Genomic DNA, 24,629 nt, shown 5'->3' on the forward strand with positions numbered 1-24,629 from the left:
ATCCGGCCTACAGTAACTAATCTCTCAACAACGCTCCCGGATATCCCAGCTGCCGCCAGGCTTCATACACCACAACTGACACCGCATTGGACAGGTTCATGCTGCGGCTGTCCGGCACCATCGGAATGCGAATTTTTTGTTCAGCGGGCAGGGCATCAAGAATGCTCGCTGGCAGGCCGCGTGTTTCCGGGCCGAACATCAGATAATCGCCATCCTGATAGCTTACGGCGCTGTGAGCAGGTGTACCTTTCGTGGTGAGGGCGAACAGGCGCTGGGGATTTTCTGCTTCGAGGAACGCGCGATAGTCATGATGACGCGTAACGGCGGTAAACTCGTGATAGTCCAGCCCCGCGCGGCGCAGGCGCTTATCGTCCCAGGCAAATCCCATCGGTTCGATGATATGCAGACGAAAGCCGGTATTAGCGCAAAGACGGATGATGTTGCCAGTATTTGGCGGAATTTCTGGTTCGTAAAGTACGATGTTTAGCATACTGCCCCCTTAGTGCGGGGGCAGGATAGCAGAAAATTGGTGAGCAGTGCGGCCTTTTCCCCTCACCCCGGAGGGGCGAGGGAGAAAAAAGAGTGCGGTGTCGTTTCAGAGTGAGGGAGTACATACAGCGCCGAACGGTCCCCTCTCCCTGAGGGAGAGGGTTAGGGTGAGGGAGCGCAAACGACTATGCCGCATTCCCTTTCGCCATGGGAGCCAGTGCCGCAGGCAACTCTTTACCCAGCCCTTGCACCAGCGAATCTTGCGTAATTTCGCTGATCGATTTCGCGCCAGTCAGCGTCATCGCCACTTTCATCTCTTTTTCGATCAGATTTAGCAGGTTAGCTACACCCGCCTGGCCCGCTGTTGCCAGCGCATACAGGAAAGCACGACCCAGCAGTACGGTGTCGGCACCGAGCGCAATCATACGCACGACATCAAGCCCGTTACGAATTCCGCTATCCGCCAGAATGGCGATATCACCTTTCACCGCATCTGCAATAGCGGGCAATGCACGAGCGGAAGAGAGTACACCGTCCAGCTGGCGGCCACCGTGGTTAGAAACTACAATCCCATCAGCACCAAAACGTACTGCATCGCGCGCATCTTCCGGATCGAGGATCCCTTTGATCACCATCGGGCCATCCCAGAAATCGCGGATCCACTCAAGGTCTTTCCATGAGATGGACGGATCGAAGTTATTCCCCAGCCAGCCGATGTAATCTTCCAGTCCGGTCGGTTTGCCGAGATAAGCTGAGATATTACCTAAATCATGTGGACGACCGTTCAGGCCCACATCCCACGCCCATTGCGGATGTGTCACCGCTTGCAAGTAGCGGCGCATTGCCGCATTTGGGCCGCTCATACCTGAATGCGCATCACGGTAGCGTGCGCCCGGTGTCGGCATATCCACGGTGAAAACCAGCGTCGAACAACCCGCTGCTTTTGCTCGCTCCAGCGCGTTACGCATAAAGCCGCGATCGCGCAGTACATAAAGCTGGAACCACATCGGACGTTTGATAGCCGGAGCCACTTCTTCAATCGGGCAAACGGAAACCGTCGAGAGAGTAAACGGAATGCCATGCGCATCCGCGGCTTTGGCAGCCTGAACTTCGCCGCGTCGCGCATACATGCCACACAAACCCACCGGAGCCAGTGCCACCGGCATCGACAATTTCTCATTAAACAGCGTCGTTTCCAGGCTTAAGTCGGACATGTTTTTCAGAATACGCTGGCGCAGCGCCACTTCTGACAAATCTTCCACGTTGCGGCGCAGCGTGTATTCAGAATATGCACCCCCATCCATATAGTGGAACAGGAACGGCGGCAGAATGCGTTGCGCTGCGGCGCGATAATCGCTGGCTGCGGAAATAATCATGCGTTTTTCTCCCTCGAATGCTCATTATGCTCACCGGGCAGGCGGGTAATCCGTGCGTGGCGAGCCTGATCTTCATCGAATCGTTTCATGGTGGTGTGAACAAAACTAAGGTGCGCCATCATTGCTTTACGCGCCCCGTCGGCATCACCAGCAAAAATGGCGTCAATGACAGCCTGATGTTGTTCGGTCAGTTGTGAAAAAACCGGTGGCACCAGATACATCCGCTGACGGCTATGCTTCACTGAGGATTGCAGGACATCGAAGAAACCGCGCATGGTTTGCAGCAGCACGATGTTATGTGAGGCTTCGGCAATCGCCAGATGAAAACGAACGTCCGCTTGTGAGGCGATATCCGGGTCTTCACTTAGCGTTGCTTCAAAGCAAAGCTGAATCTTTTCTTTGTCGCCAGGTGTGGCGCGCATTGCCGCATGCCATGCGGTGCTGGCTTCAATGGCGTAGCGAGCTTCCAGAATATCGAAACTGTAATCCGGATCATCGGCCATCAGCGTTTTTAGCGGCTGGACGATGTTTTGCTCCGACCATGTGTCATGACGCCAGCGAATAAACGTCCCGCCGCCGCGTCGACTGAGCAGCACGCCTTCGCTCACCAGTTTTGCCAGCGCCTCGCGCAGTGAATTACGCGATACGCCGAGTTGCATTGCCAGTTGACGTTCAGCGGGCAACTTCATGCCCGCTTCCAGGTTTTTTTCATCAATCAGCGCCCGCACACGATCGGCAACCTCGTCTGACAGGCGTCTGGGTAAAACAATCATTAAGGAATCATCCACGTTAAGACATAAGCCTGAAGCGTGGTGATCACGCCCACCATACAGGTGAAGATCAGGCTGTGTTTGACAGTAAAGCGGAACAAATCAGACTCTTTGCCCACCAGGCCTACCGCCGCACAGGCGATAGCGATAGATTGCGGGGAGATCATCTTACCGGTGACGCCACCGGTGGTATTGGCGGCAACCAGCAACAGATCAGAGACGCCAATTTGTTGTGCTGCGGTGGCTTGCAGCGCGGCGAACAGGGCGTTAGATGAGGTATCCGACCCGGTCAGGAATACCCCCAGCCAGCCGAGGAACGGCGAGAAGAAGGTGAATGCATGACCGGTGTGCGCCAGTGCCAGCGCCAGGGTTGATGACAGTCCGGAATAGTTCGAAATAAAGGCGAATGCCAGCACCATACCGATGGAGTAGATGGGCAGAGCCAGTTCTTTCAGCGTGCTGCCGAAGGTGCTGATAGCGTCAGACGGTTTCATCTTCAGCCAGACAATCGAGAGCAGTGCAGCAAACAGAATGGCGGTGCCGGTGGCAGAGAACCAGTCAAACTTAAACACGGCGGCATAGGCTGTAGCCTCGCTGACCACTGGCGGCATACGGGCAACCAGTTTATCGAGGTACGGCACCGGAATATTGATCACCCACTCATACAGCGCGCCACCCGATGCGAACAGGGCTTTAAACGGCGGGATACTCCACAGTGTTACGGTAGCTGTCAGGAACAGGAACGGTGTCCAGGCACGTAACACCTGACCCGCAGTGTAACCGGTGTGGGCCAGCGTCATATCAACCTGTGACGCCCCCAAATCACCAAAACGGAATACACGCACTGGCTGCCAGCGTTTGAGGAACAGCGTCAGGCAGAGCAGTGATACCAGCGAAGAGATAATGTCCGGCAGCTCCGGCCCAATGAAGTTAGAGCTAAGGTACTGAGCGATGGCAAACGAGCCGCCCGCAACCACGACCGCAGGCCACGTCTCTTTGATACCGCGCCAGCCGTCCATAATCGCCATGATCCAGAACAGCACGATAATGGTCATAAACGGTAGCTGCCGCCCCACCATCTGACCAATCTCAAAGCTGTCGATACCTGTTACCTGTCCGGCAACCAGGATTGGAATGCCCATCGCACCAAATGCCACTGGCGCGGTGTTAACAATCAGGCACAGCCCGGCGGCGTACAGCGGTTTAAAACCCAGGCCGACCAGCAATGCGGCGGTAATTGCTACCGGTGCGCCAAAGCCTGCGGCTCCTTCAAGGAACGCGCCGAAACAGAAACCGACGATCAGCATTTGCAGACGCTGGTCAGGGGTTATCGAAAGAATAGACGAGCGAATGATGTCAAACTGCCCGGTTTTCACCGAGATCTTATAGACGAACACCGCTGCAATAATGATCCACGCGATGGGCCACAAACCATAGAAGAAGCCATAAACCACCGAGGCCAGCGCGTTAGTGACAGGCATTTTATAGAACAGCAAAGCCACGGCAAGGGCGATTGCCACTGTCCATGAAGCGGCGACGTATCCTTTCAGTTTGAGCTTAATCAGCGCAAAGAAGAAAAACAGGATGGGAAGCGATGCTATCAGGCTGGAAAGCCAGATATTCCCGGCGGGATCGTAGTTTTGTTGCCAGAGATTCATTGCAGGTCTCCTGGAGTCCACGCACATCGTGTAATGAGTCTGTTGCTCATCTCTTTGTCACACGTTGTGTAAAAGTGGCACTGCCAATTGTGTTGTGTAGGGATAATGACAATGAATGGTTAACTAAATGTTATGTATTGGCAACATTGATGTGAGTTTTAATTGGGAAATTGTGAACCAGAGGTCAGATAAGCGAAGAATTGGTAGGGCCAATTCTTGTGGGGGGAGATGTCTGGTAAAGAAAAGGGCAATCCTCATCAGAGAATTGCCCTTAGATTGTTGACCCGGAGCGCCTTATCTTGCCAGATGCGGCGTGAACACCTTACTCGGCCTATAGGAATGTGCAGAATCACCCTGTAGGCCTGATAAGCGTAGCGCATCAGGCAATTTGGCGTTTGCCCTTAGTCACATGAAGTTAATGGATCATTACCACTGAATACCGGCACCGAGTGCGGCGGAGTATTCACCCTGGCTATTGGTACTACCTTGTAATTTGTAGACCCAACGACCATTGGCGCTCACCATCGACACACCTAAAGCAACAGCCGATTCACCGTTGTAAGTACCGCCACCAATAGAGGCCATGCTGGCACCTGGAGTGTAAGCCTGCGGCAGACCGGTCATCGCCATTGCAGAAGCGATACCACCGCTCAACTTGCTTTCAGTTTTAGACAGTTTGTTATCCATCTCAACCATCCGCTGATCGGTGTATTGCTTCGTTTCCTGCACGCTTTGCTTCAACTGCGCGTAGTTCACCGCGTCGTTGTTGTTGACGCCAGCGGAGACGTTGCTGATACGAGTCGTACCACCGTTGCCGCCACCGAGGGTGATATTGCTATAGTCGATAGAACCATCAGCTTTGGTGTCGTAACGCACGCCGCCCGCCTCAGAAGACTTCAACTGCGCAACGTTAACAGCATCGGTAGCATTTTTACCTGCGGCAACGTTAGTAATACGGCGTTGGTTAGTAGAAGAACCTACAGAGATTGTATTTTCTTCGTCTGCAACGGAACCGGTACCCAGTGCGACGCTGTTGTCAGCGGCAGCAATGGACCCAGAACCAATAGCAACGCTATCTTTACCCTGGGCGTTGGCATCTACGCCATCGGTGTTGGTCTTGAAGTACTTGGTGCTACCGGTGGTTACAATGTCGCCAATACCGTTTTCGATATTAGTAACGCGAGTATCCAGATTAGTGACCTGATTGTTCAGGTTAGTAATGCTTTGGGTATTTTGCGCTACGCGCTCATCAGTGACTTTCAACTGACCTACGTTAACCGCATCGGTATCCGCTGAACCAGCCGCGACGTTGGTGATCTGACGTTGACCGTCTTCGCTGCCGACAGAGAATTCACCGACAGAATTCTGCGGCGCGTCCATGTTGTAGGCGGTGTAGTCCGTCTGCGCACCACGGGTGGTCTGGGAACCACTACCCATCGCAATACTGTTTGCATGATTTGCACTCGCGTTGCTACCGATAGCAATACCGTTGATTGCATCAGTTAACACCAGAGTGTTCAGGCCAATACCGATCCCTGCATCACCATTAACAATGGTTTTCGCACCCATTGCCAGCGAGTCTTCACCGACAGCCAGTGAATCTTCTTCCGTTGAATTAGCATGGAAGTATTTGGACGGTGTCGTTGCTACAGCACCAATCGCATTCTGCAATTGACGAACCGTAACGGCGTCATGGGCTTCGGAACCATCGGCTACGTTGATGATTTGACGATATTTACCGTCATCACCGATAGACAATGCACCGAGCAGTTCGCCATCCGTGGTGTCGTAACCAATAACAACGCCATTTTCCGTTATGCTGGTGTCACGGGAGCCTTTGGCAATCACTCGGCTGGAAACAGAGCTGCTACCCAGGGCGATACCCGTATCAACGTCGCTGTAGCTGCCCTGACCAATAGCTACGCTGCTATCGCCTTTGGCGACAGAGTTATAACCTATAGCTGTAGCGCCAACACCCTGTGCGCTGGCGTCGTTGAACGCTAAGCCGTCGTCGTTAGTACGCACATAGTTAATACCCGCACCGTTTTCTTGGATATAGGTTGCGTCGGTGTTACCAGCGAGCTGATTGATAATTTGGGTGTTCTGCTCAATCATCATATTCGTCGCATTCAACTGAGAACCGTTCACTGCATCGGTACTGTCCTCACTAATACTGCCATTAGCGACATTAGTGATGATGCTGGCTTTACCGTCATGGCTGGCATTGTAGGCTCCAGCACCGCCATTGGCAGTCTCATCCCACAGCAGGGCGTTATCATCAAGCGCATCCAGGGCGTCACCGACGTTGTTGTACTCGGCGTTCGCAATGGTGTAAGTCGGTGCGGTGATGGTGCCGTCGGCGTTGACTTCTGCGTCACCACCCAGCGCATCAGCGATGTACTTATTGGTGGTATAGAGTTGTGAGCCGTTAATCGCGTCGCTGCTGGCAGCAGAGATTGCACCGTTAGCGACGTTAGTGATTACACTGGCAGTTTTATCTTTTCCGTGAGCGGCGCTAAATGCACCATTTTCACCGGCGTCCGCATCCCAGAGCAGAGCGTCGTCAAGAGTGGTATCGATAGCATTCAGGGCATCACCGACATTATCGTAATCAGCATTAGCAATGGTGTACGTCGGCGCAGTGATGGTGCCGTCTGCATTGACTTCGGCACCACCCCCCAGCGCATCAACAACATAACTGCTCACGCCGTGGAGTTGTGAGCCGTTTACTGCGTCAGAACTGGAGTCTGAAATTTCACCATCTGCGACATCAGTGATCACGCTTGCGTCACCATTAGTACCGTGTTTGGCACTGAATTTACCTGCGGTGGCATCCCAAAGCAGAGCATCGCCGAGAGACGTGCTAAATGAGGAGTTAATCGCAGCCAGTGCATCGCCGACGTTATAATAATTTGTTTCACCGATTTTGTAGGTTGGACCGGTAAACACACCGTCAGTATTCACAGAAGCATTGCCGCCGAAGTAGGTGGCGATATTGCTGCTTAAGTCATAAAGCTGGCTACCGTTAATGGCATCGGAACTGGTTGCAGTGACTGTGCCGTCCAGGATATTGGTGATTTTGCTGGCGGTATTGTTGCCATGAGCTGCAGTGAAGACACCATTGTCCTTATCCCATTTCAGCGCATCCTCACCAAGATTAGTCACCGTCTCAGTCAGGTTAGAGATGTTGGTGGTGTTAGTGGCAATATTGGAAGTGTTATTGGCGATATTGGTGGTATTCGTCGCCACAGCATCGTTGGTGGTTTTCAGCTGAGAGCCGTTAACAGCATCAGTGCTGTCAGCCGTCAGGTCGGCATCTTTAACGTTGGTGATTTTGCTGGTGGTATCCTGGCCGTGAGCTGCACTGAATGCCTTTTTAGTTTCGTTCCAGAGCAGGGCATCAGCCTGAAGGTCACCAACGGAATCCGTCAGGTTGGTGATATTGGTGGTATTGGTGGCAATACTTGCTGTATTCGTGGCAATGTTGCTGGTATTAGTAGCGATATTGGCGGTGTTGGCTTCGACATCGTCATTGGTAGCTTTCAGTTGGGAACCGTTAACCGCATCCTTACTGGAGGCTGAAATCGTGCCATCCGCAACATCGGTGATTACGCTGGCAGTTGGGCTACTAGTACCATGAGCAGCGCTGTATTTGCCTTTGGTTTGGTCCCATTGCAGGGTGTTTTCATCAAGTACAGCGAGCGCAGCCCCTACGTTATTTTTGCTACCATTTTTTAAATTGTAGGTTGGTGCTGTAACAGTACCGTCATCAACATCTACTGCAGCCCCTCCTCCAAGCCTTTTTGCTACCGAGTCGCTAATGGCATAAAGCTGTGAACCATTAATGGCATCGTAACTGTCAGACTTGATCGCGCCATTTTTCACATTAACGATCTTGCGTTTTAATGAACTATTGCCGACAGAGACGGTATTGTCTAAATCCGCAATGGAATCTGCGCCCAGCGCGACAGAGTTAATACCGTTGGCACTGCTATTACTACCAAGCGCAAGACTCTTATCACCAGTTGCATTACTGGCTGTGCCTAAGGCAATGGTGTTTAAGCCTCTCGACTGGCTACCATTACCCAGAGCGATGGCATCCACGCCATCAGCTTTGTTGCCCTGGCCTATGGCGATTGCATTATCTGCCAGAGCCTGGCTGCCATTTCCTAATGCGATAGTATTGACTTTATCGGCAAGGCTTCCGAACCCCATTGCCATGCTATTAGTCCCTTTTGCCTTCGCATTATTGCCAATAGCAGTTGCATTTTCAGCGGCTTCGGTCTCAGCACCTATCGCAATAGCGTTCGCTGCGCTGGCAAGTGATTGTCTGCCAAATGCGAGGCTGTCAGTACCGCTAGCTACACTGCTACGCCCCAGGGCAATTGCGTTTTCTTCAGATGCGACGCTACTTGCTCCCAGCGCCATTGAATACGCTTTTGACGCATTGGCGGTGTCGCCAAGAGCAATACTCATAATCTCAGTAGCTTTAGTGGCATTTCCCAGGGCAATGGCGTTTGCTCCTTCCGCTTTGGAAGAGTCCCCCATAGCAATAGACAATTTACCCAATGCTTTTGAATAACGGCCGAGGGCCATTGAGTATTGGCCCAATGAATACGAAGAGGCACCCAGTGCTATACTTCTATCGCCTTCTGATATTGCACTAACCCCAAAGGCCATTGATGCACCGCCAATCGCATGGGTTTTTGACCCGATGGCAGAGCTATATTGGCCTTCAGCTATAGCGTCATAACCCACAGCAGTACTGGAACCACTGGTGTTCATAAAAGTATTTGCTTTCGCCCCTTTGCCTATAGCAACCCAGCCGTCGCCAGCTGATCCACTACCGTAATCAACACCCTGACCGTTGTCATTCCCGGCATTCGCCAATGCCCCAAACGACGACAACAACCCACCCGCAACCAGCGCAGAAATTAACAGCTTACTGCGCCCAGATTTCTTGCCACGGCTTTTTGCCGTTTCGCTGGTAACAGTATAATTCCCTGTGGCAGGGTTCCAGATAACTTTAAATATTTTGTTCATTAATGATGCTCGCTATTCCTTGTTATAAGCGTACTAATTGCATTTATTTTTTGCTTCTTTTCTGCCGATTATCAGCAGCGGGAAGATTGTCAAACTGAATATTTTCCATATTGATGGCTAACTTCAGATATCCCAGGTTATTTGGCGATACACCCTTCAGTGTCAAATTAATGTCTTGCCATTGACCTGGTAATAATTTCAATGTGGATGTCATTGATGTGTTGAAAAGTAATTGTTGCCACCGGGCAAACTCTTTGGCATCGACAGGTTTTTCACCACCCCATGTCGCATTAAAGCCAATGTTTGAGATTGGTATACTTAATAAGTTGACCAGTGAAATATGAATAACACTGCCATTCTCTGTGGCGTCAATGGATAACACTCGGCCCGCTAAAGCCACCGAACCGTTGTTCAGGATGAAATACTTCGTTTTTGCTGGGTTAAACTCGGTAAAAATAAAAGTATTTTGTTGGTCTTTAACGGATTTAATTACGTGAGTTAAAGTCTTTGTGCTGTTTATTATGCCAGTTTGTTGTTTTTGAATAGTTTCGAGTTGACTCTTTAGCTGTGCTTGTTGTTTTTCAAGTAGCACAATTTTATTGTTATGTTCTTCTTCTTGTTTCAGTAAACTACTTTCTGGCTTGCCTTCTTGAATGTAGTCACATCCCGTTAATGCGCAGAGAACTGAAACAGTGACAGCACTGAAAAAAATCTTCTTCAAGTTCATGTGAAAATCCTTATTGCCTCCGACCAGCGATCAATGCCGGTAGAGTTGTCCATTGTATTATTGGTGATCTATGTTGCTTTACATTAATGACAGTGATGTGTGTCGATTAAATATTGTTTTAAGCATTCATCATAAAAATGTATCATTAGTTTCAAAAGATGTCTGTGTTTGTATGAATATAATATTTTTCGTGGATTCTAATGATGATTATTAATAAATGTCAAATATGAAAGAAACCATGTATGGGAAAAATTTTACAGATAATTGATTGTATGAATATGATGATTAAAATTTCACAATTAAATCCGAAAAAAAGAGACGTAACTGCTTGTTAATTAATAAATGATATCTTCTATATATTTTTATTGTTTATAGGTGGTTATTTCGGTAAAGATGCATTTTCAGAATATCAACCAGCGGTAAATCGACGTAAGGGGAGTGAATTGTTTGGTCATTAGGCGAGTAGACAGGAGAGTCCCCGCATTGACCAGCTAACGCAAGTCAGATGCGGGTTGATACGATCGTACCAGTCGTCTGAGGGGCTTAAAACGCGGTCTTTGAAAACCCGGTCATCTCTTCCAGGCCCATTTCACGGCCCAGTGCGGTCATTGGGTGCACAACCACCAGTCCGCGAACACTTTTCTTCAGCTTGCCCATATCAGCCTGCTCTTTTTTGGTAATTGCGCGCTGAAACGGCATCTTCATCAGTTTTTGTGCTTCTTTACTCAGTTTTTGGCTATGAACCTCACGCAGGCGAGCAATTTCTGCTTCCAGCGTGGCTTTCTCTTTTTCCAGCTCGGCATATTTGTCTGCGGCTTCAACCAGCGACAGATCGGCCTGCTGGTGGCGGATGGCGTCCAGGCGATCGCTGAGACGTTTGATTTCGTTTTTTTCGACTTCTTTCATGTGATGGCTTCTGATAAAGATAAATTTATAGCCCCTAGTATGCGCGACCAAGTGCTTTGTTCACAACTGATGACATTGTAATAGTTCTGCAACGTAATCATTAACATGCTCAAAAACTACGCAATTCGTTGATTAATTAAGAAATCTATAGAAAAAAGATAATAAACAGCAGCGGATGATTATTGAGGATTCAGCACGTTTTCCTTAATGTCATCTTTACCGGGAACCTAAACTAAAATTGGCGGCCGCGCATTCCCGGCGCGGGGTAATACGGAGATATCATCATGGGCAAATTAGGTGAAAACGTTCCGCTTCTTATCGATAAAGCCGTAGATTTCATGGCATCAAGCCAGGCGTTCCGGGAGTATCTGAAAAAACTTCCTCCCCGTAACGCGATTCCGTCCGGAATACCCGATGAAAGCGTGCCGTTATATCTACAACGTCTGGAGTATTATCGTCGGCTTTATCGGCCGAAGCAGGTAGAGGGGCAGTAAGCAGACGTTGCTTACTTTTGAAAGGCTTTTTTTAAGCTGATTTTGGAAATCAGCTCAGTCAGTGAAAGGACCATTGTTGATCGCACAGCCTGTTGATAGCGCTGAATTTGCATTGCATACAAACTGGAGTCTGCTGGTTCAAACTGTGGCGGCGGTGGTAACGCCGCCACGCAGTGCAGTTCACCAAAGGGTCCAAGGATTTCGTCGTCGGTAAAGGCGTACTCGTTGCCGTCGTGATTTAGCTCTTCACGCAATGCCATCAGCAGTTCCGCATCTTCGTATTCCTGGCGGTTAATGACGCCCAACCCGTAAATGAGTTTTAAACGCACAGAAAGATCGCCCAGCGGACCATCGCCGTCGAGTAACGGTTCTACAGCATACTTCACCGCGTAATCGTCTTTGCGGAATACCTGAAGCACCAGAAGATTTACCGCCTCGGTCAGGAGCTCGACGGCGGTGATCAGAAAGCTTCGCACGGTTTTGCCAGCATTCAGACGCTCAAGCACACGGTTTTCAAAGGCCTGGGTTTGTTCCATTGTTGCCTGCATATCTGACAATCTGTTATTCGGGCGCAGGGTGTCCTGCGCCTGGTCCACCATTATTGCATTGCTTTATAAGCGGTTACCGCCTCGGATACAACCTCGCTGTTGGCATCAAGACCGGAAATCTGTGCCAGCGCCGCCTGCGGACCTTTGTCAGCGATCAGTGCTGCCAGTTCCTGAGCCTGCGGATCATCTTCACTGCGGAAGTGCATTGCAGCGGCAATACCTTCAATCAGGTTTTTATGTGGCAGACCATATTCCAGCGTACCGAGCAGTGGCTTGATCAGACGGTCGCCAGCACTCAGTTTACGCAGCGGCTGACGGCCTACGCGCTCTACATCATCTTTCAGATACGGGTTCTCAAAACGACCGAGGATTTTCTGGATGTACGCCGCATGCTTGTCAGCGTCAAAGCCGTAGCGCTTGATCAATACTGCACCACTTTCTTCCATCGCACCTTTTACCACCGCGCGGATTTTCTCGTCGAGAATCGCGTCACGAATGGTCTGATGACCGGCCAGTTTTCCGAGGTACGCGGTTATAGCATGACCCGTGTTCAGGGTGAAGAGTTTACGTTCGACAAATGCCATCAGGTTGTCGGTTAACTCCATGCCTGGGATGTTCGGCAGTGCGCCTTTGAACTGCGTTTTATCGACAATCCATTCGCTGAAAGTTTCTACCGTCACTTCCAGCGGATCGTTAGTTGCCGAAGCCGAAGGCGGTACGATGCGGTCAACGGCGGAATCGACAAAGCCAACGTGTTCTTCTACCCACGCTTTGGCGTCTTCCGGCAGGGCGTTCATCACATGGCCTTTCAGCTGCGTGGTACCGCGTACCATGTTTTCACAGGCGATGATGTTCAGCGGGGATTCATTACCTTGTTCTTTACGTTTCACCAGCCCTTTGGCGATTGCCGGAGCAATACGTTCCAGCACAACCGGGCCAACGGCGGTAGTGACTAAATCAACCTGAGCAATCAGATCAACGACATCATCACCAATGCTGCTGACAGCATTGACGCCGGAAACGGTATCTACCTGCTCGGTTTCACCAACCACATGTACCTGATAGCTATGACGGGCATTCAGGGCATCAAGTACCACCTGATTGACATCGGCAAACGTCAGTTGGATACCCGCGTCTGCCAGCAGTTTACCGATAAAGCCACGACCGATATTACCTGCGCCAAAATGTAATGCTTTCATAGTATTAACCTTCATCAATGTTTTTACCCGAGAGGGCTGGGGTGAGGCTTTTCCCTCACCCAAACCCTCTCCGTGAGGAGAGGGGCAGCGCCGGATGCGGCGTAAGCGCCTTATCCGGCCTACAAGAACGTGCAAATTCAACAAATTGTGATGCATCCTGTAGGCCTGATAAGCGTAGCGCATCAGGCAATTAACCCCACCTTCTCCATGTGGAGAGGGTGGGATTGGATTACTTACGACCTGCCAGCAGTTCCAGCACTTCATCCACGCTGGTGGTGTGTGCCAGACGCTCGATGACGGACTCATCATCCAGTGCATTGGTCAGGCTGGTGATAACCTGAATGTGCTCGTTGTTACGGGCAGCAATACCAATCACCAGACGGGCAATGTCATCTTCTTCTTCACCGAAGCGCACGCCTTCCGGGTACTGGCAGAACACGACGCCCGTTTTCAGTACGCGATCTTTCGCTTCAACCGTACCGTGTGGCACCGCGATAGACTCACCCAGATAAGTCGGGGTCAGTTTTTCACGATCCAGCATCGCCTGAACGTATTCCGGCTCAACGTAACCGCCTTTCACCAGCTGCTCGCCAGCAAAACGAATCGCTTCTTCTTTAGTTGCCGCTTTGCGACCGAGGAAGATGTTCTCCGCGCCTAGCTTGAACAGGTTAGCACTGGAATCGTCAAAGCTGTCTTTCAGGCTGTCTTTTACTTTCTCTTCGTTTGCCGTGTGGCGTTGGGCAGCAACCAGACGTTCGGTCAGGCTGGTGTACAGGCCGCTGTCGAGGAAGTTGGTCAGCGAAATATGCTGTGCCTGCGGAACCTGGCGCATAGCGCGTTCGGTCAGGTCACGGTGAGTGATGACGAGGTCCACATCTGGCGGCAGGTTGTTGATCGCGCTGTTAGTAACAGAAATCTGCGACAGACCTGCATCCTGAATTTTCTTACGCAGAACGCCTGCGCCCATCGCACTGGAACCCATACCGGCGTCACAGGCAACGATGATTTTACGTACGTGGCTCAGGTCGTTAGTCACATCGCCAGCAGACAGCGGAGATGCGCCTTTAGACTCAGCTTTCATGTCCTGCATACGACGAGTTGCTGCTTCAATATCATCTTCTTCTTTCACTTTGCTGGTTTTCAGCAAAATAGCAGAGACAACGAAGGAGACAGCCATCGCCGCACACACACCCGCGATGTTAGCGAAGTAAGCACCTTTTGGTGTCATCGCCAGTACAGCAAGGATAGAACCCGGAGATGCCGGAGAAACCAGACCACCGCCCAGGATAGTCAGCGTGAACACGCCAGTCATACCGCCGAGGATGACTGCGAGGATCAGACGCGGATTCATCAGCACATACGGGAAGTAGATTTCGTGGATACCACCCAGGAAGTGGATGATTGCCGCACCGCCCGCAGACTGTTTAGCGCTACCACGACCAAAGAACATGTACGCCAGCAGCACGCCCATACCTGGACCTGGGTTAGCTTCAATCAGGAAGAAGATTGATTTACCCAGTTCATGGGACTGCTGAATACCCAGCGGCGAGAAGATACCGTGGTTAATGGCGTTGTTGAGGAACAGGATTTTCGCCGGTTCAACAAAGATAGACGCCAGCGGCAGCATGTCATGGACAACCATGAAGTTAACGCCCGCAGCCAGCATTTTGGACAGGGCTTCAACAATCGGGCCAATGCCGAGGAATGCCAGAATAGCGAGGATCATCCCGATGATGCCTGCGGAGAAGTTATTCACCAGCATCTCAAAACCGGATTTGATCTTACCGTCTACCCAGCGGTCGAAGTGCTTAATGCACCAGCCGCCCAGCGGACCTGCAATCATAGAACCGAGGAACATCGGCATGTCTGCGCCGACGATAACGCCCATGGTGGTGATGGCACCGACTACGCCGCCACGTTCGCCGCCTACCAGCTTACCACCGGTATAACCGATCAGCAGCGGCAGGAGATAAGTGATCATCGGCCCGACCAGCTTCGCCAGCGTCTCGTTCGGTAACCACCCTGTTGGAATAAATAACGCGGTGATGATACCCCACGCGATAAACGCGCCGATATTTGGCATCACCATGTTGCTGAGGAAACGACCAAAGCTTTGCACTTTGATCTTAATATCGGATGACATAAAAACACCCCTTCTTATGTTTGCTGTCGCGCAGGCTGGAAGCCCGAGGTTTTTTGTTAATGTGGCGGCAGAGGTAGCCGGACCTTGTAGATACTGCGAAATCTGGCACTGAATCGGTTAACTGTCCAGTCGACGGCCTTTTGTGTGATATCAATCACATAAATATAGGGGGTAGAGAGGTAATTGACGTGACATTCATCACAAAACGCTTGTGTAAAAAAGCAACAAGGCGGCGATTTTCGCTAAAAATGGCATTTAAATGTGAGTAGTGTCACATTTTTGTTTTGATGGTTTGTTGAATCTTTGTGATCTGAATCACAACATATTTTCTTACGGCGTTCACCTGATGTGATCTACAGCATGTTATGCCTTCGTCATACAATCGTTATGTAACTAAGCAACTCATCACCTCTAAAAATTATTCTTTGGTGTTATGGCGAGAATCGCGAACCCGGATTATTGTCAAAATATCAGCCTGACTCCCTTCTGGCTGCCAGCCCAAAAACAACACTGATAAACGTGAATCCGAGGCAGATATGTTTCTAAACTATTTCGCGTTGGGAGTGCTGATCTTCGTCTTTCTGGTGATTTTTTATGGAATCATCGCGATACATGACATCCCTTATCTGATTGCCAAAAAGCGCAACCATCCCCATGCCGACGCTATTCATACGGCGGGCTGGGTGAGCCTGTTTACTCTGCATGTTATCTGGCCGTTTCTGTGGATCTGGGCGACGCTCTATCAACCGGAGCGTGGCTGGGGTATGCAGTCACATGTTGCGTCGCAGGAGAAAGCGACTGACCCGGAAATCGCCGCACTTTCTGACCGAATTTCCCGGCTGGAGCATCAACTCGCCGCCGAGAAAAAGACTGACTATTCCACGTTCCCGGAGATCTAATTATGGATCTATTGATTGTTTTAACTTACGTGGCGCTGGCGTGGGCGGTCTTTAAAATCTTTCGTATTCCGGTGAATCAGTGGACGCTGGCGACGGCGGCGCTGGGTGGCGTGTTTCTGGTGAGTGGTTTGATTTTGTTGATGAACTACAACCACCCTTACACTTTTACCGCGCAAAAGGCAGTGATAGCGATCCCCATCACGCCACAGGTGACGGGAATTGTTACTGAAGTCACTGACAAGAATAATCAGCTTATTCAAAAGGGCGAGGTGCTTTTTAAGCTCGACCCGGTTCGTTACCAGGCGCGAGTTGACAGGCTTCAGGCTGACCTGATGACGGCGACGCATAATATAAAGACTCTGCGCGCGCAGCTCACAGAAGCGCAGGCCAACACCACCCAGGTTTCAGCGGAGCGCGACCGTCTGTTTAAAAATTATCAACGTTATCTGAAAGGCAGCCAGGCGGCGGTGAATCCGTTCTCGGAACGTGACATCGACGATGCGCGGCAAAATTTCCTCGCGCAGGATGCGCTGGTGAAAGGCTCGGTGGCGGAGCAGGCGCAGATCCAGAGCCAGCTCGACAGTATGGTTAACGGCGAGCAATCGCAGATTGTGAGCTTAAGAGCGCAACTTACTGAAGCAAAATATAATCTTGAGCAGACTGTCATTCGCGCACCAAGCAATGGCTACGTCACTCAGGTACTGATCCGCCCAGGCACATACGCAGCTGCCTTGCCGTTGCGTCCGGTGATGGTTTTCATCCCCGAGCAAAAACGGCAAATTGTCGCCCAATTTCGGCAAAACTCGCTGTTACGTCTGAAACCTGGTGATGATGCAGAAGTGGTGTTTAACGCGCTACCTGGGCAGGTGTTCCACGGCAAACTGACCAGTATTTTACCTGTCGTGCCAGGCGGTTCTTATCAGGCGCAGGGGGTATTGCAATCATTAACGGTCGTGCCCGGCACGGACGGTGTGCTGGGAACCATTGAACTGGACCCTAACGATGATATCGATGCCTTACCCGACGGCATCTACGCCCAGGTGGCGGTTTACTCCGACCATTTCAGCCATGTTTCGGTGATGCGGAAAGTGCTGCTAAGAATGACCAGCTGGATGCATTATCTTTATTTGGATCATTGAGGGGGAGGGGGGAGATTATGGAACTTTGCTCCTTGTAAGGACTAATTATTTTTGCATATTACTTCATTAGCTGCGATGATTTTTCTTTAATATTCATTATGTTAATAAGTTCTGGATGAGTGTGCTCTCATTGGATTTTTTATCCGTCTTGTTCTGCCGCAGGATGAGACTATACATCGTCGAGATCGCAATGATGATATGAGTTGTTCCTCCTGCGACGGCTCTAATCAAAAAAGAGCAGGAGTGCTTTTCCATCTATTGCGATGATGGCTTTATTATCTGAAGGATGACAGTCACATTTAAAAAATATTTAATCTATAGATCACAATGTAGGGTCATGGAATATATGTATACAACTATTTTCTTCTTCACTTTTAATTATCGTATTCATTATAAAACTAAGTTAAAAAAACTCCTGGAGAGTGAGTTATTAATATATTTTTAAATAAAATTAAGTTATCATTCATCGATGCACTTTATAGAATCATCAATGGCCATAATAGTACTATTAACTCTCAATTTTATATTTTTATCATCACTACAAATATTAACTGAATTTATATCAATGATTTTTTTATTCTTATCTTTTATTTTATTTACTGTTTCAATGCAATCAGCGGCAAGTTGGAGTGGATTTAGATTTTTCAGATATGGTCTTATGATCTTTCCCTTACTTAATAAATAGCATGTATAGGATTCGGAAAGTCCAGCATCTATTTTGTACCTCATTATATTAGATAAGGATGTGAGAAATTCCTTGTTATCATTCGCAGCCATATATGCCAGTCCGAGTTCAGCCTCTGCGGCCTTACAGGCAAAATAGCTTAGTGAACACGCTTTTCGTCCCTCTTTAGTACTGGCTGATATTAGTGCCCATAATATTGCTTTGTCTGCCAAATCTAACTCTCTCTGAAATTGTCTTGCAGTAACTGCACTCGCAGAAATAGAGAAAAAAATACAATTGTTAATAACCTTGCCATATTTTTTAGTCCGTAACTGTTAATGTGCTATCTGGCTCTGAAAATATTAACTCATTTAATTTTTGCATGTCATTAGATAAACCAGTTATACAACCCTCGGAACAGAATCGAGGTCCTAAAGACGGACCAAAAGCGTTTAAACAACTATGTATTGAAAATCCATTGCGATTATAAGTTCCTGTATTAACTGACGGTACTAATCGTATGCCGTCAGGTTTTCTATTGCTTGCTCCCGGGTCATTAACATTCCAACTCCATAGGCCTTGAGGTATTGGCCATCTATTTATAAATGTGTACAACGGGGATTATTTTTACATTGCATATTATTACCAGAAGCGACTGGAATACTAAGCACATCATAAAAATTATCATCACATGGTATATCTGAAACACACGAAAGCATACCTAAAGTTATGCTGTATAAACAGGTGGTTAATCCCAAGGGGATCGATTCCAGAAATCGGGTTCAACGGATACTGATAAAAATTCCACCTACCTTCCAGCCCAATCGGAGCCTGAGTGTTATACCGCCCCTGCTGCGGTTAATGTTACCGATAATAGTTATAGTACAGCCCTGATTCATCATCATACTACTGCTGCGGCAGTCTGATGAACTATTGCTTTTACGGATTCTCCTTATTCTTCCTTCTATCCATTCGCTTTAGCTTTTTGAGCTCTTGAAGTTTGCTCTTTGCATCAATATTACCGTTATTTACAGCGAATTCCATCCAATAAATAGCTCTATTCAAATTATAATATTCTGATAATGTTGGATTTGTATCTGATAAAAAGACCCCATAATTAAACTGCGCTGTAACATTCCCCTGAGATGCTGATCTTTCCAAGAATCGCAATTGTTTATCAATATTATTTTTAGTAAAGCAGTAATATTGATATAGTCGAAATGATGCCTCTGAATCACCATGTTGTGATTTATACTTCAGTTTCATCAGCTTTTCTTCACTTAAATCATAGGTCATTGCTGTAGATCCCATCACACTTTCGTTTTCTTTTATTTTCACATCAGCACCATGCAATTGACCAATAAGAGAAAAATAAAAAAATAGTAACAAGCATGCTTTCATACATCTACAACCTATCTTATATCACTGGGTTTTTCTGGCGTACCTTGCATATTAGAAATGGGGTGCCCAGATGGCCCATATGTTATCCAATTACCAAGGTCTTTTGTTGTTATAGCCATTAGATCCTTATTTGAATTAAGGTTCGTTGGTGCTGTTAGCACTGTATCCATTTTTAACTTACCATTAGTTCCTCGCCCCCACCACGTCCATAGCGTGTCAGGTCCTATTACATTTGTATGTAACTCTTTAGCTAATTGGCTAGCAAATGAATTTTGTCCTTTACCTGTATTACAAGAAAATAACCAAACTGTCATCCCATCTTTATAATTCCCATCAAATTTAATTAGATATGCTAGATCTTTAGCTGTCATGATACTGCGCGTTGCGGATTCAATAGATGTGGGGGTACCATGCCCCCCGATTGTGAAAACGCCTGGGATATTAATCTCATCAGCTACAGAATGGATAAGATCACTTTCGGGGTATAAATTTATATCAACCAAACCTTGCGGATCTACATTTATGACCGGATTCAACGGATACTGATAAAAATTCCATCCCCCCTTCAGCCCAATCGGATCCTGAGTGATATATCGCCCCTGCAGCGGGTCATAATAGCGGTGGCGGTTGTAATACAGGCCGGACTCCTCATCATACTGCTGCCCCGGCAGGCGGATAAGCTGCTGCAGCTGATGCGGGTTCTCTTCATTCAGCAGGTTGCCCCATTCATCGTATTCTGCGCACCATTCTGTTGTCCCTTCCTTGCTGATAAGGGCCAGCGGCAGGCCGCGATGGTCGCAGTGGTACAGGTGGATTTTTCGCGCCGGCGTGTACACCGGGTCCATCTGGTTTTTCATCTGCTCCACGGTCAGGCCGCACGATGCCAGCCAGCGGCGGCTTTCCTCACTCACCCGGTCAGCCAGGATTTCACTTTCCAGCCGGTCGAGCATCTGCACCAGCACCGGCGGGAACACCACACTGCCACCGTCTTCGCCGCCGGACTGCTGAAGGGTATCCGCCAGGCTGCGGCGCTGCGTTTTCGCCAGCTCACCGGTGGCGGTTTCAACTCTGATGAGTGGCGTGAAGCTCCCCGGCTGATAAATCGTCTGGATGCGGGTTCTGTCGTTCTGTATTGTGGTCAGCCGGTCGCCGTCCCAGCCGTACCAGGTCACTTGCGGTTTCCGTGACAGCGACATCCAGCCCGTCAGGTCCCGTTCACGCCGCCATACCCGTTTTGCCACCCTGCGGCCCAGCGGGTCGTAAAGATAGCGACTTTCGACCAGCGGCTCTTCATATTGTGTCCGCGTGTAGTGCACCAGCCGGTGCTGACTGTCGTAATGGTACCGGTGAGTCCGCTCATCATCCGTGCGGATAACCCCTTCCGGGATGAGGTCGGTTTTCTCTGTCAGCCTGCCGTGACGGTCATACCGGTAAAGATAGTGCGCGTCACGGGCGATACGGTTATCCGGCCACATGCTGAGGGTGCTGTCCGGGTGCAGCTCCGGGTCGGGCAGGCGGTTGCCCGCCGGGTCCGTGGCATACGGGATGCGGATATCCAGATTCGCTGCGGTGGTGTGAACGCCGGTCAGCCTGCCGGTGGTGCTGTAGCTGTAACTCCGGGTCTGGCGCGGGCTGCTGATGCGGATGAGTTCGCCGTTGTCGTTCCAGGTGTAATCGCGGTCATACTGCAGGCTGTTCAGGTGCTGACGCTGTAACTGCCCGGCAGGGGTGTAAGCGGTGGTGAGTTCATAACGACCGAAGCTGCGCAGCGTTTCCCGGTGCAGGCGGTCGCGGGTGAAATCCACCAGCGGTGTGTCGCCGAGCTTCATGCCTGCCAGCCAGCCGCTGCCGTAGGTCAGCCATTCCACGGCGGGCAGGCTGTCCGGTATACAGCGGTTCGCCAGTCCCTGCGCGTTGTACGCATGTCTGGTCTCATGCTGCCAGAGCAGTGCTTCCGTCTGCGGGTGATGCACCGTCTGGCGCTCACCGGTCAGCCGGCCTTTCTCATCATACCTGTAATGCACCGCCACCCGGTGCCCTTCGCTGATATGGCTGATGTCTGTCAGCCAGCCGCGTTCGTCATACTGCCACTGCTCTGCGGTTTCACCCTTCACGGTGCGGTGCGTGAGGCGGTCTGCTTCGTCATAGTGCCAGTGGGTGACCAGACCCTCATCCTCGCTGCGGATAAGTTTGCCGGTCAGGTCGTGGTGATAACGCTGTGTGCGGCCGTCAAAGCCGGTTTCCTGTATCAGCCGGTCAAGTACATCGTAACGGAAGGTGGTGTGGCTGCCGTTTTCACTGGTCAGGCGGATGACCCGTCCGGCAGCATCGTATTCCATACTGCGCGTCAGCCCGCCCTGCGTGGTACGGACGGCCTTTCCCCACGCATCGTACTGTGTCCCGTTTCTGCTGCCGTCCGGGGCAATGACGGCGGTCAGGTCACCGGCGGCGTTGTATTCATACCGCGTTTCATGGCCCTGCGTGTCTTTCACGGCAATTAACTGTCCACGGCTGTCGTATGCGCGGTACTGACTCAGCCCTTCCTCGCGGTGCACCGCCGTCACCTGACCAAAACGGTCATGGTCATAGCGGGTTACATAACCGGAACAGTCAGTGAAGCTCAGCAACTGACCGTAACGGCTCCACGTCATGGTTTTCCGGCTGCCGGTGGCATCTTCCGTTGCGCAGGGTAAGTCACTGTGTGGATTATCATAACGGTAGCGGGTGATATCGCCGTCAGGGGCAGTTTCCTGAATCAGACGGCCCCATTCATCATATTCCCGGCGTATTTCCAGCCCGTCAGGCCCGGTGGCTGACGTTAACTGGCTGTGGTGGTTATAGTAAAACGCCGATGCCCTGCCATCCGGCGTGGTGATGCGCGTGATGAGGCCCGTCACCACATCCGGACTGTATTCTGTTGTCCTGCCTGCGGCATCCGTCTGTGCCCTGAGCCTGCCCACCGCGTCAAACTGACTCTGCGTGACGCTGCCGTCCGCGTGTTCCTTTTTCACCACCCGCTTCAGCCCGCCTTCACCCTGCGTGTGCAGGACTTCACGGCGGTTCAGGCTGTCGGTGATGGTGATGCGGTCCTTCTCATACTGATACGTGTAACTTAAGCCTGCCGGGTTTAGCTGTTCTGTCACCCGCCCGTCGCTGTCGTAACGGTAACGGATTTCCGGCCGGCCCGTGTGACGGTGCGCCACCATCCGGCCCCGGTATTTATCATCGTAAGTAAAGCTGCGCACCTGTTTGCCACTACGGTCATACACCACCGCCAGTTCGCCGCGTGGCGTCCAGCCATAGCGTACCAGCGGCGCGGCAGGTAAATTCTCCGGGTATTCCGGGTCGTGCGTCAGCCACACGGCAGACAGACGGATGCCGTTGTCCCGGCCATATTCGGTGTAACCCGGCAGGGTATCAGGAAAAGCGGACGGTTCCGTCCCGCCGGAAATGGCCTGCTGCCGGGCTTCTTCTGCCCGCTGCGCCTGCGTGGTCAGTACCAGCCGGAAGTGACGCCCGGCACCATCCGTCACGCCGGTGATTTCGCCGCTGAATTCACCGGCGGCTTCGCGGTGGAACGTCTGTGTGCGCCCGAAGCGGTCCACCAGCCCGGTCAGTACCCGGTACGGCGGCAGCGGCGCAGGCAGCACCTCATCCGCTTCCGGCACCCGCTCACACCAGCCGAGCAGCCACCACGGCCCCTGCGGACTGTTTGTCGCCAGATAACGATGCGGACTTAAGCGGAGTTCTTCCGGCAGCGCCTGCCAGAGTGCGGCCAGCCGGTGACCTTCATCCAGTCTCAGGACGCCGCCGCGCACCAGCCACAGTGACTCGCTGCGGCTGTAACCGTCCTCACCGGGAAACAGGTGCTCAAAATACAGGCTTCTGCCGCCGTTATCACTGAGTATCAGTGTGTTATCGCGCAGCTGTAAGCGGATATCCGCAGGCATTTTCCAGCCGGGGCCGAGGCTCCCCACCGGCGCGGGCGTTTTTGTCCGGTAACTGCTGTAGGTGCGGGAGAGGATGAACGGCAGCGGGCCGGGCAGGGCAAGGTCGGTTTCACCGGGAAGGACCTTTGCACCGAGCAGGGGATTGACCGGATGGCCGGACGTCACTCCGCCGGGGCACACCGAACAGGCCACGCCGGTGGGGGCACCAATGCGCACCCCGGCTGAACCCTGAACAATGCTACCGCCATACTGCGTCATGTCGCCCTGACGCGCTGCCGGTTTTCCGCTCATCTGCTCATCCTTGTTTTATCGGGTTATTTGTCTGCTTCCAGGCAAAACCCTACAGATTTATAAGAAAGCCTTAAGTGAGATATCCATCAGATAGAAACAATTAGGAAAATATTTATATCACCATGATAAATATGTGATTTATTTGGAAGTAACAAACCATCAACATTTTCTGCCCTTTTTCCCATCACCAGGCCATACTGATATTTTTCCTCGCACAAAGGACTCGGCATGAAACTCGTCGGTAGCTACACCAGCCCGTTTGTACGCAAACTTTCTATTCTGTTGTTAGAAAAGGGCATAACTTTCGAATTTATTAATGAACTGCCCTATAACGCGGACAACGGCGTGGCGCAATTTAACCCGTTAGGAAAAGTGCCGGTGCTGGTGACCGAAGAGGGCGAATGTTGGTTTGATTCGCCGATCATCGCTGAATATATTGAATTAATGAATGTCGCTCCGGCGATGTTGCCGCGCGATCCGCTGGAGTCGTTGCGGGTGCGCAAAATTGAGGCACTGGCGGATGGCATTATGGATGCCGGGCTGGTATCGGTGCGTGAACAGGCGCGTCCAGCGGCGCAGCAGTCTGAAGATGAATTGTTACGCCAGCGGGAGAAAATCAACCGCAGTCTGGATGTGCTGGAAGGATATCTGGTCGATGGCACACTCAAAACCGATACGGTCAATCTGGCGACTATCGCCATTGCCTGTGCCGTCGGATATCTCAATTTCCGCCGCGTTGCGCCAGGTTGGTGTGTCGACCGCCCACACTTAGTCAAACTGGTCGAAAACCTGTTTAGCCGCGAAAGTTTTGCTCGCACCGAACCGCCAAAGGCTTGATGCGCGATATGTCCTCCTGACCCATCTCACGTTACAATCCGTGGTTATGTTAAACGCCCTTCTCCGTGTGAGAGGGCCTTGATCAGCCAGGTTTC

General features: G+C 50.7%; 16 protein-coding genes and 2 pseudogenes. 4 read left to right on the forward strand and 14 right to left on the reverse strand.

Features of this window, described 5'->3' with window-relative positions:
• Positions 1 to 16 precede the first annotated feature (16 nt).
• The 7 genes from trmL to AB4H76_RS01060 form a co-directional block, all read right to left on the reverse strand.
• On the reverse strand, positions 17 to 490 hold the full coding sequence (gene trmL / locus AB4H76_RS01030; protein ID WP_000932346.1) for a tRNA (uridine(34)/cytosine(34)/5-carboxymethylaminomethyluridine(34)-2'-O)-methyltransferase TrmL: 474 nt from the start codon (positions 488 to 490) through the stop codon (positions 17 to 19).
• A 184-nt stretch (positions 491 to 674) separates the two neighbouring features.
• Positions 675 to 1,865, reverse strand: a complete 1,191-nt coding sequence (gene lldD, locus AB4H76_RS01035; protein WP_000586962.1) for a quinone-dependent L-lactate dehydrogenase — start codon at positions 1,863 to 1,865, stop codon at positions 675 to 677.
• Positions 1,862 to 2,638 (reverse strand): transcriptional regulator LldR, encoded by a 777-nt coding sequence (lldR, locus tag AB4H76_RS01040; RefSeq protein ID WP_000636500.1) that lies wholly within the window; start codon positions 2,636 to 2,638, stop codon positions 1,862 to 1,864. Before lldR ends, lldD begins: the two co-directional genes overlap by 4 nt.
• Positions 2,638 to 4,293, reverse strand: coding sequence for an L-lactate permease (gene lldP / locus AB4H76_RS01045; protein ID WP_001401317.1), 1,656 nt, complete (start codon positions 4,291 to 4,293; stop codon positions 2,638 to 2,640). Before lldP ends, lldR begins: the two co-directional genes overlap by 1 nt.
• Positions 4,294 to 4,719: 426 nt before the next feature.
• On the reverse strand, positions 4,720 to 9,336 hold the full coding sequence (locus AB4H76_RS01050) for a YadA-like family protein (protein WP_021563877.1): 4,617 nt from the start codon (positions 9,334 to 9,336) through the stop codon (positions 4,720 to 4,722).
• A gap of 43 nt (positions 9,337 to 9,379) precedes the next feature.
• Positions 9,380 to 10,063 (reverse strand): DUF3251 domain-containing protein, encoded by a 684-nt coding sequence (locus tag AB4H76_RS01055; protein ID WP_001049550.1) that lies wholly within the window; start codon positions 10,061 to 10,063, stop codon positions 9,380 to 9,382.
• A 543-nt stretch (positions 10,064 to 10,606) separates the two neighbouring features.
• Entirely contained in the window at positions 10,607 to 10,969 is a 363-nt protein-coding gene (locus AB4H76_RS01060; RefSeq protein WP_000665676.1) for a YibL family ribosome-associated protein, read from the reverse strand.
• A 284-nt stretch (positions 10,970 to 11,253) separates the two neighbouring features.
• Here AB4H76_RS01060 and yibT point away from each other — a divergent pair, with 284 nt between their 5' ends.
• Positions 11,254 to 11,463 carry a protein YibT gene (gene yibT, locus AB4H76_RS01065; RefSeq protein WP_000517100.1) on the forward strand — a complete coding sequence of 70 codons (210 nt, stop codon included), beginning with the start codon at positions 11,254 to 11,256 and terminating at the stop codon, positions 11,461 to 11,463.
• 11 nt (positions 11,464 to 11,474) lie between these two features.
• On the opposite strand, the gene mtlR is transcribed toward yibT, so the two are convergent.
• From mtlR to mtlA, 3 genes are all read right to left on the reverse strand, one after another.
• On the reverse strand, positions 11,475 to 12,062 hold the full coding sequence (mtlR, locus tag AB4H76_RS01070) for a mannitol operon repressor MtlR (protein WP_000228269.1): 588 nt from the start codon (positions 12,060 to 12,062) through the stop codon (positions 11,475 to 11,477).
• The gene (gene mtlD / locus AB4H76_RS01075; RefSeq protein ID WP_000645420.1) at positions 12,062 to 13,210 is read right to left on the reverse strand and encodes a mannitol-1-phosphate 5-dehydrogenase; all 1,149 of its coding nucleotides are present in this window, start codon (positions 13,208 to 13,210) and stop codon (positions 12,062 to 12,064) included. The genes mtlR and mtlD overlap by 1 nt, the downstream gene beginning before the upstream one ends.
• A gap of 229 nt (positions 13,211 to 13,439) precedes the next feature.
• Entirely contained in the window at positions 13,440 to 15,353 is a 1,914-nt protein-coding gene (gene mtlA / locus AB4H76_RS01080) for a PTS mannitol transporter subunit IICBA (protein WP_000093247.1), read from the reverse strand.
• Between the two features lie 536 nt (positions 15,354 to 15,889).
• Between mtlA and AB4H76_RS01085 the strand changes: the two genes are divergently transcribed.
• Together AB4H76_RS01085 and AB4H76_RS01090 are read left to right on the forward strand one after the other, a co-directional pair.
• Positions 15,890 to 16,252, forward strand: a complete 363-nt coding sequence (locus AB4H76_RS01085; protein ID WP_000479624.1) for a DUF3302 domain-containing protein — start codon at positions 15,890 to 15,892, stop codon at positions 16,250 to 16,252.
• A gap of 2 nt (positions 16,253 to 16,254) precedes the next feature.
• Positions 16,255 to 17,391 carry an HlyD family secretion protein gene (locus tag AB4H76_RS01090; RefSeq protein WP_000364939.1) on the forward strand — a complete coding sequence of 379 codons (1,137 nt, stop codon included), beginning with the start codon at positions 16,255 to 16,257 and terminating at the stop codon, positions 17,389 to 17,391.
• A 459-nt stretch (positions 17,392 to 17,850) separates the two neighbouring features.
• On the opposite strand, the pseudogene AB4H76_RS01095 reads toward AB4H76_RS01090, so the two are convergent.
• The 4 genes and pseudogenes from AB4H76_RS01095 to AB4H76_RS01110 form a co-directional block, all read right to left on the reverse strand.
• Positions 17,851 to 18,371, reverse strand: a pseudogene (locus AB4H76_RS01095) (Imm57 family immunity protein).
• Positions 18,372 to 18,796: 425 nt separating this feature from the next.
• A pseudogene (locus tag AB4H76_RS01100) lies at positions 18,797 to 18,961 on the reverse strand (RHS repeat-associated core domain-containing protein); the annotation flags it as partial.
• Positions 18,962 to 18,994: 33 nt separating this feature from the next.
• The gene (locus AB4H76_RS01105; RefSeq protein WP_000642489.1) at positions 18,995 to 19,456 is read right to left on the reverse strand and encodes a sel1 repeat family protein; all 462 of its coding nucleotides are present in this window, start codon (positions 19,454 to 19,456) and stop codon (positions 18,995 to 18,997) included.
• Positions 19,457 to 19,467: 11 nt separating this feature from the next.
• Positions 19,468 to 23,697, reverse strand: coding sequence for an RHS element core protein (locus AB4H76_RS01110; protein ID WP_121689805.1), 4,230 nt, complete (start codon positions 23,695 to 23,697; stop codon positions 19,468 to 19,470).
• A gap of 228 nt (positions 23,698 to 23,925) precedes the next feature.
• Here AB4H76_RS01110 and AB4H76_RS01115 point away from each other — a divergent pair, with 228 nt between their 5' ends.
• Positions 23,926 to 24,534, forward strand: coding sequence for a glutathione S-transferase (locus AB4H76_RS01115; RefSeq protein WP_000779792.1), 609 nt, complete (start codon positions 23,926 to 23,928; stop codon positions 24,532 to 24,534).
• Positions 24,535 to 24,629: the final 95 nt, after the last annotated feature.

The organism is Escherichia sp. UTM R2 (assembly GCF_048593455.1).
Lineage (GTDB): Bacteria > Pseudomonadota > Gammaproteobacteria > Enterobacterales > Enterobacteriaceae > Escherichia > Escherichia coli.